13 protein-coding genes are annotated in these 17,368 nt (G+C 59.0%); 11 read left to right on the top strand and 2 right to left on the bottom strand.

Features of this window, described 5'->3' with window-relative positions; translation table 11 throughout:
• Positions 1 to 97 precede the first annotated feature (97 nt).
• Both rpoC and rpoB read right to left on the bottom strand, forming a co-directional pair.
• Complete coding sequence (gene rpoC, locus K3177_RS03580; RefSeq protein WP_221597063.1) at positions 98 to 4,423, bottom strand: DNA-directed RNA polymerase subunit beta'; 4,326 nt, start codon at positions 4,421 to 4,423, stop codon at positions 98 to 100.
• A 59-nt stretch (positions 4,424 to 4,482) separates the two neighbouring features.
• Positions 4,483 to 8,685 (bottom strand): DNA-directed RNA polymerase subunit beta, encoded by a 4,203-nt coding sequence (gene rpoB / locus K3177_RS03575; protein ID WP_221597062.1) that lies wholly within the window; start codon positions 8,683 to 8,685, stop codon positions 4,483 to 4,485.
• A gap of 361 nt (positions 8,686 to 9,046) precedes the next feature.
• Here rpoB and K3177_RS03570 point away from each other — a divergent pair, with 361 nt between their 5' ends.
• The 11 genes from K3177_RS03570 to K3177_RS03520 all read left to right on the top strand — a co-directional run bounded on the left by K3177_RS03570 (position 9,047) and on the right by K3177_RS03520 (position 17,363).
• A complete protein-coding gene (locus K3177_RS03570) occupies positions 9,047 to 9,553 on the top strand; it encodes a DUF2975 domain-containing protein (protein ID WP_196847508.1) in 507 nt (168 codons plus the stop codon).
• A complete protein-coding gene (locus tag K3177_RS03565) occupies positions 9,553 to 9,783 on the top strand; it encodes a helix-turn-helix domain-containing protein (RefSeq protein ID WP_103023017.1) in 231 nt (76 codons plus the stop codon). Before K3177_RS03570 ends, K3177_RS03565 begins: the two co-directional genes overlap by 1 nt.
• A complete protein-coding gene (locus tag K3177_RS03560) occupies positions 9,780 to 10,547 on the top strand; it encodes a hypothetical protein (protein ID WP_221597060.1) in 768 nt (255 codons plus the stop codon). Before K3177_RS03565 ends, K3177_RS03560 begins: the two co-directional genes overlap by 4 nt.
• Before the next feature lie 102 nt (positions 10,548 to 10,649).
• Complete coding sequence (locus K3177_RS03555; protein ID WP_103023015.1) at positions 10,650 to 10,889, top strand: hypothetical protein; 240 nt, start codon at positions 10,650 to 10,652, stop codon at positions 10,887 to 10,889.
• A 157-nt stretch (positions 10,890 to 11,046) separates the two neighbouring features.
• The gene (locus tag K3177_RS03550; RefSeq protein ID WP_196847506.1) at positions 11,047 to 11,307 is read left to right on the top strand and encodes a hypothetical protein; all 261 of its coding nucleotides are present in this window, start codon (positions 11,047 to 11,049) and stop codon (positions 11,305 to 11,307) included.
• 313 nt (positions 11,308 to 11,620) lie between these two features.
• Entirely contained in the window at positions 11,621 to 12,136 is a 516-nt protein-coding gene (gene rplJ, locus K3177_RS03545) for a 50S ribosomal protein L10 (protein ID WP_103023013.1), read from the top strand.
• A gap of 81 nt (positions 12,137 to 12,217) precedes the next feature.
• Positions 12,218 to 12,595: a 50S ribosomal protein L7/L12 gene (gene rplL / locus K3177_RS03540; protein WP_103023012.1), complete on the top strand. Its 378-nt coding sequence runs from the start codon at positions 12,218 to 12,220 to the stop codon at positions 12,593 to 12,595.
• Positions 12,596 to 12,984: 389 nt separating this feature from the next.
• Entirely contained in the window at positions 12,985 to 13,410 is a 426-nt protein-coding gene (locus K3177_RS03535; protein WP_345725348.1) for a curli assembly protein CsgF, read from the top strand.
• Between the two features lie 2 nt (positions 13,411 to 13,412).
• Positions 13,413 to 14,372, top strand: a complete 960-nt coding sequence (locus K3177_RS03530) for a CsgG/HfaB family protein (protein WP_221597058.1) — start codon at positions 13,413 to 13,415, stop codon at positions 14,370 to 14,372.
• A 221-nt stretch (positions 14,373 to 14,593) separates the two neighbouring features.
• Positions 14,594 to 15,898 carry a hypothetical protein gene (locus tag K3177_RS03525; protein WP_221597056.1) on the top strand — a complete coding sequence of 435 codons (1,305 nt, stop codon included), beginning with the start codon at positions 14,594 to 14,596 and terminating at the stop codon, positions 15,896 to 15,898.
• Positions 15,899 to 15,965: 67 nt separating this feature from the next.
• The gene (locus tag K3177_RS03520; RefSeq protein WP_221597054.1) at positions 15,966 to 17,363 is read left to right on the top strand and encodes a hypothetical protein; all 1,398 of its coding nucleotides are present in this window, start codon (positions 15,966 to 15,968) and stop codon (positions 17,361 to 17,363) included.
• Positions 17,364 to 17,368: the final 5 nt, after the last annotated feature.

Genomic DNA, 17,368 nt, shown 5'->3' with positions numbered 1-17,368 from the left:
CAAACAAGCGCGGGCGTGCTTTCCGCCGAGTACAACGAAAAGGCCCCGCCGGATCGCTCCAGCGGGGCCCTTTCTGTGCAGTTGCCGTAAGGCGGACTTATTCGCCGTCTTTCGCATCCTCGTTCAGGTAATCGCCTGCATCGGCGTCGGTGCCGTGGGTTTCCCCTTCCATGGTCGCCAGCGGATCGTCGCCGATTGCCGCCTCGGGTCCCTGCGCAAGTTCGGCTTCGTGCTCTTCCGCCGCGGTATTGGCAGCGATGATCGCATCCTGAGCCTTCTTCCACTGGGCCCGCAGAGCAGCATCGCGGCTCGATGCGGTGATGCGCATGCGGTTCATACCGGCACCGGTGCCTGCTGGAATGAGACGGCCAACGATCACGTTTTCCTTCAGACCGACCAGCGTGTCCTTCTTCCCTTCGACCGCGGCCTGCGTCAGCACGCGCGTGGTTTCCTGGAACGAAGCCGCAGAGATGAACGACCGCGTCTGGAGCGAGGCCTTGGTGATGCCGAGCAGGATCGGGGTACCCTTGGCGGGTTCCTTGTTCCTGCCGAGCTTCGCATTGGTCTCGTTCAGTTCTTCCAGATCGACCTGCTCGCCGGGAAGCAGAACGGTGTCGCCACCGTCGGTGATCTCGACCTTCTGCAGCATCTGGCGAACGATCACCTCGATGTGCTTGTCGTTGATCTTCACACCCTGCAGTCGGTAGACTTCCTGGATTTCGTTGACGAGATACTCGGCCAGTGCCTCAACGCCCATGACTTCGAGAATGTCGTGCGGGTTGGGCGAGCCGGAAATCAGGGTATCACCCTTCTTCACGAAGTCGCCTTCCTGCACGTCGATCACCTTGGTCTTGGGGATCAGGTACTCGACCGCATCACCTTCCTCGGGGATGATCGCAATCTTGCGCTTCGCCTTGTATTCGCGAACGAATTCAATCTTGCCCGAGATTTTGGCGATGACCGAATTGTCCTTCGGCAGACGCGCTTCGAACAGTTCGGCGACACGCGGCAGACCGCCGGTGATGTCGCGGGTCTTGGCAGCTTCACGCGAAGCACGGGCCAGGATGTCACCCTCCGAAACCTGCTGATTGTCTTCGACCGAGAGAACGGTACCGGGCGCCAGCATGTAACGCGCGGCTTCGCTTTCGTCGCCGGCATCGTTGAACAACGTCAGACGGGGACGCAGATCATCCTTCTTGCGACCAGCGGTACGCATTTCGGTGACGACGCGCTGAGCAATGCCGGTAGCATCATCGACGCGTTCTTCCATCGTCGTACCATCGACAAGGTCCTGATACTTCACGACACCCGACTGTTCGGTGATGATCGGCAAGCTGAACGGATCCCATTCGGCCAGGCGATCGCCTTCCTTCACCTTACCGCCATCCTTGTGCATCAGCACGGTACCGTATGGCACCTTGTGGATTTCGCGTTCACGGCCTTCGGCGTCGATCACAGCCAGTTCGCCGTTGCGGGCGAGCGAAAGAATCCGACCCTTCTTGTCGACAATCGTCGGCATGTCGCGATACACGACCTTACCGTCCGAGATCGCTTCGAGATGGCTCGTTTCGTTAAGCTGTGCAGCACCGCCGATGTGGAAGGTACGCATGGTCAGCTGCGTGCCGGGTTCACCGATCGACTGCGCGGCGATCACACCGACAGCTTCACCGATGTTGACCGGCGTACCGCGAGCAAGGTCGCGGCCGTAGCAGGTGGCGCAAACGCCCTGGCTTGCTTCACAGACCAGTGGCGAACGGATTTTGGCCACCTGTACTTCGGCAGCTTCGATTTCCTTCACCATCGGCTCGTCGATCAGCGTACCGGCCTTGACGATGACTTCATCGGTTGCCGCGTTGACGATGTCCTCGGCCGTGGTCCGGCCCAGAATACGTTCGCCAAGCGAGGCGATGACCGAGCCGCCCTGCACGATAGCGCGCATTTCCAGCGCGTTCTCGGTTTTGCAGTCTTCCTCGATGATGACGCAGTCCTGCGACACGTCGACGAGGCGGCGGGTCAGGTAACCCGAGTTAGCCGTCTTCAACGCGGTGTCCGCGAGGCCCTTACGGGCGCCATGGGTCGAGTTGAAGTATTCAAGGACGTTCAGGCCTTCCTTGAAGTTCGAGATAATCGGGTTCTCGATGATTTCGCCACTCGGCTTGGCCATCAGGCCGCGCATGCCGGCCAGCTGCTTCATCTGAGCGGGCGAACCACGCGCACCGGAGTGCGCCATCATGTAGATCGAGTTGATCTCGGCCTGAACGCCATCGTCGCCGATCGGTCGAGCCTTGATCTTTTCCATCATCGCATCGGCCACGCGGTCGCCGCACTGGCTCCACGCATCGATCACCTTATTGTACTTTTCCTGCTGGGTGATCAGGCCGTCCTGGTACTGCTGCTCGTAATCGGCAACCAGCGCCTTGGTCGTTTCGACCATGCCTTCCTTTTCTTCGGGGATGATCATGTCATCCTTGCCGAAGGAAATGCCGGCCTTGAACGCGTGGCGGAAACCGAGCGACATGATCGCGTCGGCAAACAGCACGGTGTCCTTCTGGCCGGTGTGACGATAGACTTCGTCGATTACGTCGGCGATGTCCTTCTTGGTCAGCAGGCGGTTCACGATGTCGAACGGAACCTTGTGGTTCTTCGGCAGACATTCGCCGATCAGCATGCGGCCGGCAGTGGTCTCGAACCGCTTCATGGCGATATTGCCATCTTCGTCAGCCTGCGGAACACGGGCGAGGATCTTGGTGTGAAGCGAGACCTGCTTCGTTTCCAGCGCCTGATGAACCTCTGCCATGTCCGAGAACATCTGCAGCTTCTCGACCTGGTTGCCGTCTGAATCCTCGGCGAATTCTGGCGTCTTTTCCTGGCGTTCCATCGACAGGTAATAAAGGCCCAGGACCATGTCCTGCGAAGGCACGATGATCGGCTTGCCGTTGGCGGGCGAGAGGATGTTGTTGGTCGACATCATCAGCACGCGCGCTTCCAGCTGCGCTTCGAGGCTCAGCGGGACGTGCACGGCCATCTGGTCGCCGTCGAAGTCGGCGTTGAAGGCGGCGCAGACCAGCGGGTGAAGCTGGATCGCCTTGCCTTCGATCAGCACGGGTTCGAACGCCTGAATGCCAAGACGGTGGAGCGTGGGTGCACGGTTCAGGAGAACCGGGTGTTCGCGGATGACTTCATCCAGGATGTCCCAGACTTCCTTGCGCTCCTTCTCGACCCACTTCTTCGCCTGCTTCAGCGTCATGCTGAGGCCCTTGGCGTCGAGGCGGGCGTAGATGAACGGCTTGAACAGTTCGAGCGCCATCTTCTTCGGCAGGCCGCACTGATGCAGCTTGAGTTCCGGCCCGGTCACAATGACCGAACGGCCCGAATAGTCGACGCGCTTACCGAGAAGGTTCTGACGGAAGCGGCCCTGCTTGCCCTTGAGCATATCGGAGAGCGACTTCAGCGGACGCTTGTTGGCACCGGTGATGACGCGGCCGCGGCGGCCGTTGTCGAACAGGGCGTCGACCGCTTCCTGCAGCATGCGCTTTTCGTTGCGGACGATAATGTCCGGTGCGCGCAGCTCCATCAGCCGCTTGAGGCGGTTGTTGCGGTTGATCACGCGGCGATAGAGGTCGTTGAGATCCGACGTCGCAAAACGGCCACCATCGAGCGGCACCAGCGGGCGCAGTTCGGGTGGGATGACCGGCACGACTTCGAGGATCATCCACTCGGGGCGGTTGCCCGATTCGATGAAGCTTTCAACAACCTTCAGGCGCTTGATGATCTTGGCAGGCTTGAGCTTCGACTTGGTCGTCGCCAGCTCTTCCAGAAGGTCCTCTTTCTCACGGTCGAGATCGAGATCCATCAGCATGAACTTGACCGCTTCGGCACCGATGCCGGCGCTGAAGCTGTCTTCGCCATACTCGTCCTGCGCTTCGAGCAGCTCGTCTTCAGTCAGCAGCTGGAATTTTTCCAGCGGCGTCAGGCCGGGTTCGGTGACGATGTAGCTTTCGAAGTACAGCACGCGCTCAAGCTGCTTCAGCTGCATGTCGAGCAGCAGGCCGATGCGGCTGGGGAGCGACTTCAGGAACCAGATATGCGCAACCGGCGCGGCCAGTTCGATGTGGCCCATGCGTTCGCGGCGGACCTTGGTCACGGTGACTTCGACGCCGCACTTTTCGCAGACGACGCCCTTGTACTTCATGCGCTTGTACTTGCCGCACAGACATTCGTAATCCTTTACCGGACCGAAGATGCGCGCGCAGAACAGGCCGTCACGTTCAGGCTTGAACGTGCGGTAGTTGATCGTTTCCGGCTTCTTGATTTCGCCGAAGGACCACGAGCGGATGCGCTCGGGGCTGGCGATGCCGATCTGGATCTCGTCGAAGGTTTCGGGCTTCGCGAGCTGGTTGGTGAATTTGGTCAGTTCGTTCATGACTTAATTCCCTAAACGGGTGAATTCTCTGGGACGGAAGCGGTGGGGGCCGAAGCCCCCTATTCCGCCGCTATAGCGAGACCATCGTCGTCTTCGTCGGTCAGAGACTTGAGTTCGACATTGAGGCCCAGGCTGCGCATTTCCTTGACGAGCACGTTGAAGCTCTCCGGAATGCCCGCTTCGAAGGTGTCGTCGCCCTTGACGATGGCTTCGTAGACCTTGGTACGTCCGATCACGTCGTCCGACTTCACGGTGAGGATTTCCTGCAGCGTGTAGGCAGCGCCGTAGGCCTGAAGTGCCCAGACCTCCATTTCCCCGAAGCGCTGGCCACCGAACTGCGCCTTACCGCCCAGCGGCTGCTGGGTGACGAGGCTGTAGGGACCGATCGAACGGGCGTGGATCTTGTCGTCGACGAGGTGGTGCAGCTTGAGCATATAGATGATGCCAACGGTGACCTTGCGGTCGAAGGCTTCACCCGTGCGCCCGTCGAACAGGACCGACTGGCCGGAGCTGTGCAAACCCGCCTTTTCGAGCTCGATCGTCACGTCGCCTTCGCGCGCACCGTCGAACACCGGCGTACCCATCGGAACGCCTGCGGTCAGGTTGCTGGCCAGCTCGACCACTTCGGCGGTCGAACGGCTGTCGATCGCGTCGTGATACTCCTCGCCGTACACTTCCTTCAGACGGTCGATAACGGCTTCGGGCGGCTTCGCCTGGGCATAGTCTTCCGAAGCGTTGGGGTTGGCCTTCTTCCACTCTTCAAGCTGCTCACCGATCTGGTGGCCCAAATTGCGGGCCGCCATGCCGAGATGCGTTTCGAAGATCTGGCCGACGTTCATACGACTGGGAACGCCGAGCGGGTTGAGCACGATATCGACCGGTGTCCCGTCTTCGAGGAACGGCATGTCCTCGATGGGCAGGATGCGGCTGATGACGCCCTTGTTCCCGTGACGGCCGGCCATCTTGTCGCCCGGCTGCAGCTTGCGCTTCACCGCGACGAAGACCTTGACCATCTTGAGCACACCCGGAGCGAGTTCGTCACCGCGCTCGAGCTTTTCCTTACGGTCTTCGAACTTCTCTTCGATGATCTTGACCGCTTCGTCGTACTGCGACTTGACCGCTTCGAGTTGCGCCTGACGGCCATCGTCCGCCACGGCGAACTTGAACCATTCGTGCCGATCGATTTCGTCCAGAAGCTCTTCGGAAATCTCCGTGCCCTTCTTGACGCCTTTCGGCGCTGCCGATGCGGTCTGCCCGGCGAGCATATCGCGCAGGCGGTTGTAGGTCGCACGGTTGAGAATGGCGCGCTCGTCGTTCGAGTCCTTGCGGAGACGTTCGATTTCCTCGTTCTGAATCGCGCGGGTACGGTCGTCGATCTCGATACCGTGACGGTTGAAAACGCGAACCTCGACAACGGTGCCTGCAACGCCCGGGGGCAGGCGGAGCGATGTGTCGCGCACGTCGCTGGCCTTTTCACCGAAGATGGCGCGCAGAAGCTTTTCTTCCGGTGTCATCGGGCTTTCGCCCTTCGGCGTGATCTTGCCGCACAGGATATCGCCCGGATGCACTTCCGCACCAATGTAGACGATGCCCGCTTCGTCGAGGTTGCGCAGGGCTTCCTCGCCGACATTGGGAATGTCGCGGGTGATGTCTTCAGGGCCGAGCTTCGTGTCGCGGGCCATGACTTCGAATTCCTCGATATGGATCGAGGTGAAGACGTCGTCCTTCACGATACGTTCGGAGATGAGGATACTATCCTCATAGTTGTAGCCGTTCCATGGCATGAAGGCGACGAGGCTGTTCCGGCCCAGTGCCAGTTCGCCCAGATCGGTCGAAGGACCGTCAGCGATGATGTCGCCCGGCTCGACCGTTTCGCCCACCTTCACCAGCGGACGCTGGTTGATGCAGGTGTCCTGGTTCGAACGCTGGAACTTCTGCAGCGTGTAGATATCGACGCCCGACTGTCCGGCCTCGACATCGCCGATCGCACGGATAACGATACGCGTGGCATCGACCTGGTCGACGATACCGCCGCGCGTCGCTGCGATGGCAGCGCCGGAATCGCGGGCCACGGTTTCTTCCATACCGGTGCCGACCCAAGGCGCTTCGGCCTTGACCAGCGGAACGGCCTGGCGCTGCATGTTCGATCCCATCAGCGCGCGGTTGGCGTCATCGTTTTCCAGGAACGGAATGAGCGATGCCGCGACCGAAACGAGCTGCTTGGGGCTGACATCCATCAGGGTGATGGATTCGCGCGGCGCCATCAGGTTGTCGCCATCGTGACGGGCCGAAACCAGTTCCTCGACGAACGAACCATCCGTGGTGAGATCGGCCGAAGCCTGCGCCACCGTGTGTTTCTGCTCTTCCATCGCCGAGAGGTAGATGACCTCGTCGGTGACCTTGCCGTCAACGACCTTGCGGTACGGCGTTTCGATAAAGCCGTACTTGTTGACGCGGGCGAAGGTCGACAGCGAGTTGATCAGACCGATGTTCGGGCCTTCCGGCGTTTCGATCGGACAGATACGACCATAGTGCGTCGGGTGAACGTCGCGGACTTCGAAGCCGGCGCGTTCGCGGGTAAGGCCGCCCGGGCCGAGCGCCGACACGCGGCGCTTGTGGGTGACTTCCGACAGCGGGTTCGTTTGGTCCATGAACTGCGAAAGCTGGCTCGAACCGAAGAACTCGCGCACGGCGGCCACGGCAGGCTTCGCATTGATCAGGTCGTTCGGCATGACGGTCGATACATCGACGCTGCTCATGCGCTCCTTGACGGCGCGCTCCATGCGCAACAGGCCGACGCGATACTGGTTTTCCAGCAGCTCGCCCACCGAACGCACGCGGCGGTTGCCGAGATTGTCGATGTCGTCGACGTCGCCCTTGCCGTCCTTGAGGTCGACTAGTTCCTTGACCACGGCCAGGATGTCTTCCTTGCGCAGCGTGGTCACGGTGTCTTCGGCGTCCAGCTCGAGACGCATGTTCAACTTCACGCGGCCAACGGCAGACAGATCGTAACGCTCACTATCGAAGAACAGGCCTTCGAACAGAGCTTCTGCAGTTTCCTTGGTCGGCGGTTCGCCTGGACGCATGACCTTGTAGATCGCCTCCAGACCTTCGTCACGATTTTCGGCCTTGTCGACCTTGAGCGTGTTGCGCATCCACGCGCCGGTGCTGACGTGATCGATGTCCAGCAGATCCATCGCATCGATGCCGGCAGCATCAAGAACTTCGAGGTTTTCTGCCGAAACTTCGTCGCCCGCCTCGATGTAGATGCGACCGGTCTTCTCGTCGATCATGTCACGCGATGCATAATGGCCGAAGATTTCCTCGGTTGGCAGCAGCAGCGTTTCGAGACCGTCCTTGGCAGCCTTGTTGGCCGCACGCGGACTGATCTTCTGACCGGCGGGGAACACTTCTTCGCCAGTCTTCGCATCGATCAGCGGGAAAGCCGGCTTCTGGCCACGCCATTGCTCGGCGACGAAAGGTATGTTCCAGCCTTCGCCCTTCTTGCCCGTAGCCCGCTTCCAGGTAACGGTGCTGTAGAAGTGCGAGAGAATGTCTTCGTCATCCAGCCCGAGCGCGAACAGCAACGACGTGACCGGCAGCTTGCGCTTGCGGTCGATACGCACGTTGACGATGTCCTTGGCGTCGAATTCGAAATCAAGCCACGAACCGCGATACGGAATGATGCGGGCAGCGAAGAGGAGCTTGCCCGAAGAATGGGTCTTGCCGCGATCGTGGTCGAACAGCACACCTGGCGAACGGTGCATCTGCGATACGATCACACGCTCGGTACCGTTGATGATGAAGGTACCATTGCCCGTCATCAGGGGCATGTCGCCCATGTAGACGTCCTGCTCCTTGATATCGAGAACCGAGCGCGTTTCGGTTTCCTGGTCCACCTCGAACACGATCAGGCGCAGCGTGACCTTCATCGGGGCGGCATAGGTGATGCCGCGCTGGCGACATTCCACGATATCGTATTTCGGCTGCTCCAGCTCGTAATGCACGAAGTCGAGTTCGGCTGTCCCGGCGAAGTCGCGAATCGGGAATACGCTGCGAAGAGTCTTCTCGAGGCCGGAAACGTAATCGATTTCCTTGTTCGAACGCAGGAACTGTTCGTAGCTCTCGCGCTGGACCTCGATCAGGTTCGGCATATCGACGACTTCGTGAATGTCGCCGAAGATCTTGCGGATACGACGCTTCGCCGTGCCCTGCGCGTTTGCGCCCCGGGTTTTCTTCGGAGCTTTCGCCATGGTAGCCATAAGGGGTAGTTACCTCTTCTCGTGTGCGCCGGCGCCTGCGCGGACAGGGCCGGAATTCGTTTCTCATGCGCGTGAGATCATAGCCGGGACGCGAAAAGGCCGCAGCGTCCTGCACACCGGTTCCGGTGGCCTGCTGCAGCTTCTCTAGCGTCGCGATTATGGAAACGCCGCTTCCATCCTGTGTCCAATTCCCGCGCATGAATCAGACTCGCTCGAAGCGTGCGGTCGAAGGGGCATATAGGAAGCAAGCCGCGCACGGTCAAGTGACGCGGATTTCGCGCTCCTTATCGAATAACGATATTATTGCTTTACAATAAGGTCGGCTAGATGCATATCGATTTTCGATAAGGGAGGAGTTTTTATGTTTTCCGCGATCACTATCAGCCTGCGCATTGCAAACTGGCTCAACTGGTTCTTCGGTGCCCTGCTAATGGTTACGCTAAGCGCCATAGTCGGCGACTGGGCGGGCCTTGGGACGATGGTCTTCACGCATATCGAACCCGCCAGCACGCACAACGCGATCCGAGGGTATTTGTTTGCGATGGTAGTGATGATGCCTCCTGTTATGGTGGCAGTGCACTGGATACTCACCCGCCTCGCCGCCCTGGTCCGCGACGCGGCCGTGGGTCACGCGCTTACCGATGCCAATGCTGCGCGGCTTCGCGCGATCGCTTGGGCCACGCTGGCGATCGCCATCGTCGACCTTTGCTTCGGCTGGGTATCCGTGGCCACTAGCAAGGCCACCGGGGAATATTTCGGATGGTCCCTCTCACTGACCGGCTGGATCGCGGTGCCTTTGCTTTTCGTACTGGCCCACGTTTTCCGCGAAGGCGCTGCGATGCGCGCCGATCTCGAAGGCACCGTCTGATGCCCACCGATGAAACCAGTGCTATTGCCATTCGCCTCGATGCCTTGCTGCAGGATCGCGGGATGACGCTCACCGAACTCGCCGGCCGCATTGGCATTACTCTCGCCAATCTGTCGATCCTGAAGACCGGCAAGGCCCGGGCGATCCGCTTTTCCACGCTAGAGGCAATCTGCCGCGAACTTCAGTGTCAACCTGGCGATCTGCTACAGTACGAAAGGAATGGGCTATGATCTGGCTTCGGCGCTTCTTCGCGGATATGATCGGCTCCTATCTCGATAGTCTCCGCGCGCTACGCGCTTTGCCTTGGTTGTTCGCCGCTATCGTGCTGTGGGAATTTGCCCAGCATGTTGTCGAAGTGCGGATCGGCATGTTCGAAAGCCGGGACATGGCCCGTTTGACGAACGATAATGGCCTGCGCATGGCTTTCGGCTGGATCAAGATGACTTCGATCTACGTGGGCGCGTTCTTCGTTATCCGCCATTTCGCTAGCCAGCGCGAAGGGCGTGTGCTCGCCCCACTGGGTACCGCAGCGCTGCGCTTCTTTCCCTATGTTCTTTATGCGCTCCTTGTTTTCGCAGCGATCTTTTACGCTCGCACACTTGTGCCCCAGGCGCACGTCACCGCGTTACGCAGCACCTTGGGCCTCGGCCAGTTGCTCATCGAGCCTCTGCTAATGGCCTGGGTGGTTGCCGCAGCGACTGACGGGCGCGTCGCCAACCCACTCGTCTCGGCGCGTCGATTAGGATGGCTTTACGGCCTCGCCTTGCCGCTGTACATCCTGACGCGGCTGCCGTTCGGTCTGCTTCACCAGCAGTTAAATACGCTATCCATTGGGGAAGCGGGGACCCAGCTTTGGGGACTGCTAGCGCTCGATTCGCTGGTAGTTGGCTTGATCGTGGCGATCTCACCATCGGCGATGGTACGCATCGCGCATTGGACCGAACTACGTCAGGCTGGCGCTAAAACGCGAGAAACGGCGGTGGTTTCCCCCTAATCAATAAAAAAGAGCGCGGTTTTGCAGAATGTGTCTTTTCCCGGGCAAAAATATGGCTATTTTAAGGCTACGCCAATCAGGGCGTTACAGGAACATTGTCACATGAAGAAGATCGCTCTCGTCGCCGCACTTCCGTTCGCGCTGACTCTCGCCGCTTGTGGCGAACAGGCCGCTGACGAAACCACCGCAGACGAAATGGCTCCGGCTGAAGCAGTCGACGAAACCGTTGTTGTCGAAGAAACCCCGGTTGCCGATCCGATGGCAACCGAAGGCGCCATGATGGAAGAAACCGTCACCGCCACCGAAACGCCGATGGCTGAAGAAACCACTCCGGCTGAATAATCGGACTTCCGTTTACCGCGCCCTGCGCGAAACGGTACGATTAACGAAAGGCCTGTCCCTCATGGGGGGCGGGCCTTTTTCGCGTCAAAAGGGCTTTTTTGGAACCGATGGCAATTGTGGCGGTTTTATGGCCATGCTCTCGAAAGGAGATTATGACATGAAGAAGTTTGCTATCATCGCCGCCCTCCCCTTCGCCCTTTCGGTTGCCGCCTGCGGCGACTCCGTTGACGGAACCGACACCACGGATCTCGAAGCCAACGCTGTTGAGCCTATGGATCAGGGCATGAGTGATCCGATGGAAACGCCCGCACCGATGATGACGGGCACCGAAACCGGTACCATGGACGATACCATGACTACTCCGCCCACCGGCACCGCGACAGGTGAGCCCATGGAAGCGGATCCGATGGCCGAATAACGCTGGAGTCGATGACTCACGCGGGTTCTGCTTGACAGAATCACCCAAATCCTTAGAGGCCCGCCACCGAACGGCGGGCCTTTTTGGTTTGCCCGTTCATCCGTCCGAGACAGTTGGTGACCGGAATGTGCCGGTCTTAATTTCCAGCCTAGACGGGGAACAGAGATTTCGTGACGATGTTCTGCATCGTCGTTTCGCGCCTGTTGGTGCACCTCCTTCCCCCTCAACGGACTCGCCCGTGTCGCTTCGGCGGCGCGGACAAACGTAGCCGGTCGTTCGCCGCAAGCGAACGGCCATAGTGAAGGAGTATGGCATGGATCGTTCGCAGAAAGCCGATGCGGTCGCCCAGCTCAGCGAAGTCTTCAACCAGGCTGGCGTGGTCGTCGTGACCCGCAACCTGGGCCTTACGGTTGCTCAGTCGACCGAACTGCGCTCGAAGATGCGTGAAGCCGGTGCGACTTACCAGGTTGCGAAGAACCGTCTCGCCAAGCTCGCCCTGAAGGACACCGACTACGCAGGTCTCGACGAGTACCTGTCCGGTCCGACCGCCCTTGGTTATTCCGAGGATCCGGTTGCTGCGGCCAAGGCCGTGGTGGATTTCGCCAAGACCACCGACAAGATTGAAATCGTCGGCGGTTCGATGGGCGCGCAGAAGCTCGACGAAGCAGGGGTCAAGGCACTCGCCTCGATGCCGAGCCTCGACGAACTTCGTGGCACGATCGTGGGCCTCCTCAACGCGCCGGCGACCAAGGTCGTCCGCACGATCAAGGAACCCACCTCGATGCTCGCACGCGTATTCGGTGCCTACGGCGCCAAAGAAGCCGCGTAAGAGCTGGTTCCCGCATAGAACACATATTCATCGGGGCAGACCCAATCGGGCTCCCCGGCCTTATATTTGGAGTGAAACATCATGGCCGATATCGCCAAGCTTGTTGAAGAACTGTCGAAGCTGACTGTCATGGAAGCCGCTGAGCTTGCCAAGGCGCTTGAAGAAGAGTGGGGCGTTAGCGCTGCTGCTGCTGTTGCCGTTGCTGGCCCTGCTGCCGGTGGTGACGCTGGTGCGGCTGCTGAAGAGCAGACCGAATTCGACGTCGTCCTGACCGGCGACGGTGGCAAGAAGATCCAGGTGATCAAGGAAGTCCGCGCCATCACCGGTCTGGGCCTCTCGGAAGCCAAGGCTCTCGTCGAAGGCGCGCCCAAGCCGCTCAAGGAAGGCGTCAACAAGGCAGAAGCCGAAGAAATCAAGGGCAAGATCGAAGCAGCCGGCGGTACCGTCGAACTCAAGTAAGCTTTTCGCTTACGCTTCGATCTCGTTTCGAGATCACGAAAGGGCGGCACCGCAAGGCGCCGCCCTTTTTACGATTTGCACTGCTCGTATTGATATCCCATCGTATCTTGATTAGCCTTGTTCGGTGCCGCTTCTTCGAGCACCAGCCTCTTGCAACATAACAGATAGCAGATTTTTCAGTGACTTGCCGTTTCACGAGACGCTGGTGAAAACGCAGTCGGACGTGCTTGTACCAAATCGGGTCAGTGCTTAACGAAACCTAAATGGGGGTTCTCACCAACAGCGCCCGCGAGTAGCGTGAGTTCCACAACGAGTCGCATAATGAATCAGCTCATCGTCTGACGGACAAATCCGCAGTCGATATTCGATCACGACTTGGGGGTTTTGGGGTGTCTACAGGGAAAATCGGCTTCTTCTTCGGAGCCGTGTTCATGCTTTCTACTGTGCCGCTTTCGGCGCAGGATCTGGTTCACGAACCGATCAGTCCCACATTCGGTGGAAACCCGTTCAACTCTAACCACATTCTCGGGACCGCGAACGCGCAGAACAAGTATCGCGACCCCAATTCTTCGAGCAGTAATTCGCAAGCCGATATCTTTGCACGACAATTGCAGTCACGCCTGTTGTCCGCCCTGTCCTCGCAGGTCGTTGACGCGATCTTCGGCGATAATCCGCAGGAAAGCGGAACCATCAGCTTTGGCGGACAGACGATCGAATTCTTCCGCTCACTCGATTCCGTCACGCTCGTCATCACCAACGATGACACCGGTGAAGAGACGCGGATCGTCGTGCCGTTGTTCGTTGAGGTCGACTGAACATGCGGATCGTGCGCACCCTCGCCGCAGCCGCAGCCTGCATTGCGCTCATGGGCTGTACCACCCTCACCAACAGCGGCCGCGACTTCCTGCCAACCGACACCAGTCTCGCCTATTTCCCGAAAAAGACCCAGACGCAGGTCCTACTGAACGACTTGCCGGCTCCCCAGCGTCAGGTCGCAGTTGCAGTTTATGGTTTCACGGACCAGACCGGGCAATTCAAACCGACCGAGGCGGGTCAAACGCTGTCGCGTGCCGTCACCCAGGGTGCCAGCTCGATGCTGGTGAAGGCGCTACAAGAAGCGGGCAGTCGGCAGTGGTTCACCATTGTGGAGCGCGAGCGGCTGGATAACCTGCTCAAGGAACGACAGATCATTTCCGAGATGCGTAAGCGCTACCTCGGCGAAGAAGGCGTCAATCCGAACGCCTTGCCTGCTCTACTGTTCGCTGGCGTTCTGCTCGAAGGCGGCATCGTGGGCTACGATACCAATACCGTGACCGGCGGCGCCGGTGCAGCCTTCCTGGGTATCGGCGGACGCACCGAATATCGTCAGGATACGGTCACGGTGTATCTGCGCGCGGTATCGGTCCGTACGGGCGAGGTTCTGACTACCGTGACCGCTTCCAAGACGATCGCCTCCCAAGCGGTCGGTGCCAGCGCCTATCGCTTCGTTGCATTCAAGGAATTGCTCGAAGCGGAGTTTGGCTACACCACTAACGAACCCGACCAGATCGCCTTGCAGCAGGCCGTCGAAAAGGCGGTTTTCGGCTTGGTCATGGAAGGGGTCGATCTCGATCTCTGGCAGTTCGCCGACATGGCGAATGCCGAGCCTTTACGTGCGCTTTACCGCAAGGAACGCGACGGTGTCTACGAGGCCCGTGACGTGCAGAAAGCCTTCCAGAAGGCCGGATCCTTCAGCGCACTGACTATTGTCGACAGGGACGACGAGGAGAAGAATTGAGAGCCGCCGGACACTCCGGAGGAGGAACATAATCTATTTCTGACTAAGCATGCGCTTAAGACCCAATGAGCGCATGTGACAAAAGGTCGCAAAAGAAAGCACGAACGAGAGCGGCAACTCTCGCCCGTGCAGTGTGTAGGCTGCGATAACCTGGTGATGCCCGGCGTCTGATGCGCCGCGGTCGACGATGGTTATCGCCTTAATCAAAAGGTGATGCAACCATGAAGAACGTACTACTCCATACCGCTTCGGCCGCCGCGCTTGCGCTGGCCGGTCCTGCTGCTGCGCAGTCGCTGCAGAATTCGGACATCCTGCAGAACGGCGACGACAATGTGGCCGTGGTCAGCCAGACCGGCAATGAAGGCATGTCCGACATTGATCAAAACGGCGATGACAACCTCGCGGAAGTCACGCAGACTGAAGATCCGACGGTCGGTTCGAACCTGTTCAATGTTCCATCGAACGATGCGACTATCAACCAGATCGGGAACAACAGCCGCGCTCGCATCGAGCAGAATAGCACGAACCCCGGCTCCAATCCCGGCAACTCGGCCACGATCAACCAGGAATCGGAATCGCCAGCCGGCAATACCCTGCCCTCGGGATATGCGCTCAACGCCCGGATCATCCAAGACGGCGCAAGCAACCGTTCGCAGATTGATCAGGGTGGCCTGAATATTGCTACCGACCCAGATACCGCAGGATCCGGCGTGACTGCCCGCAACCAGCAGTACGGCACAGGCAACCAGTCGGATATCATTCAGGACATCCGCAACGACACCGCTGACCCGTATTCGGACATCGACGTCATTCAGGACGGCGAACGTAATTCGTCCTTCGTTCAGCAGCGTGGATCGGACAGCGATGTAGACGTAACGCAAACCGGCATGGATAACGACTCGTCTGTAATCCAAGGCGCCGAAGGCGAAATGACTGCATTCGTAACCCAGAGTGGGTCGCTTAACCGTTCGGAGGTCGAGCAGCGCGACTTCGATGTTCTGGCAACTGCGATTCAGGCCGGTACGGCCAGCTACTCGCGCATCTATCAGGACGACGATGCTTTCGGTTCCACCGCGACCCTGATCCAAGGTCCGGATACGGATAACGCCTACTCGCTGATCGAACAGACCAACACATCTTCTACGGCCTTCGTTCAGCAGATTTCTGGCAACGCCAGAAGCATCGTCTATCAGAACGATGGCAGCAGCGCGGTCGCAAATGTGTATCAGGCCGGCCTTGGCCTCAACTCGACGATCACCCAGTCGGGCGACATGCAGGAAGCTGACGTCGACCAGTTCGGTTCGAGCAACACTTCTGAGATCATACAGGAAAACGGCCTTGGAACAGGCGACAACTTGGCCAAGGTCTACCAAAACGGTGCGGGCAACGATTCCGATATCTTCCAGACGGGCACAGGTAACGTAGCGGACGTGAGCCAGTCCGATTCGGGCAATTACTCGAATGTTTATCAGAGCGGCACCGGCAACTCGGCCACCGTGGTTCAGAGCGCACCGGGCTCGATGTAATTGAAATGGAAGGCGGGGGCTTCGTCGGCTCCCGCTACCTTCCGTAAAACTTAACAGGGAATTACCCATGAAGAATCTTCTTGTAACTGGTGCGTCCGCTTTCGCTCTCGCGATTGGCGCGCCTGCCCTCGCACAAAACACGTCCGATATCGAACAGACCGGCACAGACGAAACTGCCGTAGTGACGCAGATCGCCTCGGCTGGATCCAATGATTCCGACATCGATCAGGATGGTGCGAACAATACCGCCAAGGTCACGCAAACCAGCACGACCGGCGATCAGAACATGTCTACCATCCTACAGACTTCGACGGCCTCGGACAACCTAGCCGATGTGCTTCAAAACGGTTCGGGCAACGATTCGGACGTCGAGCAGCAGGGTGACGGCAGCTTCGTGTACGTCGATCAGGACGGCACGGACAACTACTCAACCGTGACCCAGTACGAGCAGACCAGCGGTGCGAGCATTGTCGATGTTGATCAGAAGGGCAACGCCAACAGTTCGTCGGTCGGGCAAGTGGGCTCTAATGCGACAGTCAATGTGATCCAGACAAATGCGGACCTTGGGTCTCAAGGCAACACCTCCTTGGTAGGTCAGGCGGCGATCGACTCGACAGTCGATGTGACTCAGACGGGTCAGGGCAACATGTCGAACGTCTCACAGGTCGCTCTTGGTTCTGATGTCGATATCATTCAGAACGGATCGGATAACGATGCGCTGGTGATTCAGGCCGCAGGCTTCTCGACGATCGATATCGATCAGCTTGGCAACGACAACAACGCAGTGGCTGGGCAGATCGCAATTGGATCGACAGTCGGTATCGATCAGGACGGTGACTACAACACGGCACTTGTAGGCGAACTGAGCCTCGATACCGTCGCAAATGTCACGCAGGATGGTACCGACAATTTCGCGGCTGTCGGTCAGCTTGGATCGTCTACTCAACTGCCGGCCGGCCTTTTCGACGGTGGCGATTCATCGAATTTCGATGCGAATATCTACCAGAGAGGCTCTTACAACACGAGCGCGACGGGCCAGCTTGGCGTCGCGAACCGCGTAGATGTCGATCAGATCGGTAACAATAACGACAATGGCGGCATCGGTCTTGGAGCCGGGATTGTCCAGATTGGCTACAATCAGGAAGCCGTTCTGCTTCAGGAGGGTGAAAACTTGAAGTCGCGCATCCGTCAGGGCACGCTGAGTGCGAGCAGTTCGAACTTCGCGACCGTTTCGCAGACCGGAGAGTTCAACGACTCGCTGATCGAACAAGACGGCGACGACAATCGGGCTCGCGTGGACCAATCCGGATCGGACAACTACTCGTCGATCTTTCAAAACGGCATGGGCAACAATGCCGACGTCGCTCAAGGGGCTTCCGGGAACGAGTCCTTCGTTTCTCAGAACGGTAATGGAAATGCCGCGCTTGTCGGTCAGAACGCTGCTGTACCTACCGGAACGTTCTAAGGCGT

It is taken from the genome of Qipengyuania pacifica, assembly GCF_019711555.1.
GTDB classification, from domain to species: domain Bacteria; phylum Pseudomonadota; class Alphaproteobacteria; order Sphingomonadales; family Sphingomonadaceae; genus Qipengyuania; species Qipengyuania pacifica.
The sequence above is the reverse complement of the archived record's forward strand: the minus strand, read 5'-3'. Positions and strand labels throughout refer to the sequence as shown.

Coding starts and splice junctions, on each gene's coding strand:
- K3177_RS03570 (WP_196847508.1), top strand. CDS start 9,047: ATGTTTTCCGCGATCACTATCAGCCTGCGCATTGCAAACTGGCTCAAC.
- K3177_RS03550 (WP_196847506.1), top strand. CDS start 11,047: ATGAAGAAGTTTGCTATCATCGCCGCCCTCCCCTTCGCCCTTTCGGTT.
- K3177_RS03525 (WP_221597056.1), top strand. CDS start 14,594: ATGAAGAACGTACTACTCCATACCGCTTCGGCCGCCGCGCTTGCGCTG.
- K3177_RS03555 (WP_103023015.1), top strand. CDS start 10,650: ATGAAGAAGATCGCTCTCGTCGCCGCACTTCCGTTCGCGCTGACTCTC.
- rpoC (WP_221597063.1), bottom strand. CDS start 4,423: ATGAACGAACTGACCAAATTCACCAACCAGCTCGCGAAGCCCGAAACC.
- K3177_RS03565 (WP_103023017.1), top strand. CDS start 9,553: ATGCCCACCGATGAAACCAGTGCTATTGCCATTCGCCTCGATGCCTTG.
- rplL (WP_103023012.1), top strand. CDS start 12,218: ATGGCCGATATCGCCAAGCTTGTTGAAGAACTGTCGAAGCTGACTGTC.
- rplJ (WP_103023013.1), top strand. CDS start 11,621: ATGGATCGTTCGCAGAAAGCCGATGCGGTCGCCCAGCTCAGCGAAGTC.
- K3177_RS03520 (WP_221597054.1), top strand. CDS start 15,966: ATGAAGAATCTTCTTGTAACTGGTGCGTCCGCTTTCGCTCTCGCGATT.
- K3177_RS03530 (WP_221597058.1), top strand. CDS start 13,413: ATGCGGATCGTGCGCACCCTCGCCGCAGCCGCAGCCTGCATTGCGCTC.
- rpoB (WP_221597062.1), bottom strand. CDS start 8,685: ATGGCTACCATGGCGAAAGCTCCGAAGAAAACCCGGGGCGCAAACGCG.
- K3177_RS03560 (WP_221597060.1), top strand. CDS start 9,780: ATGATCTGGCTTCGGCGCTTCTTCGCGGATATGATCGGCTCCTATCTC.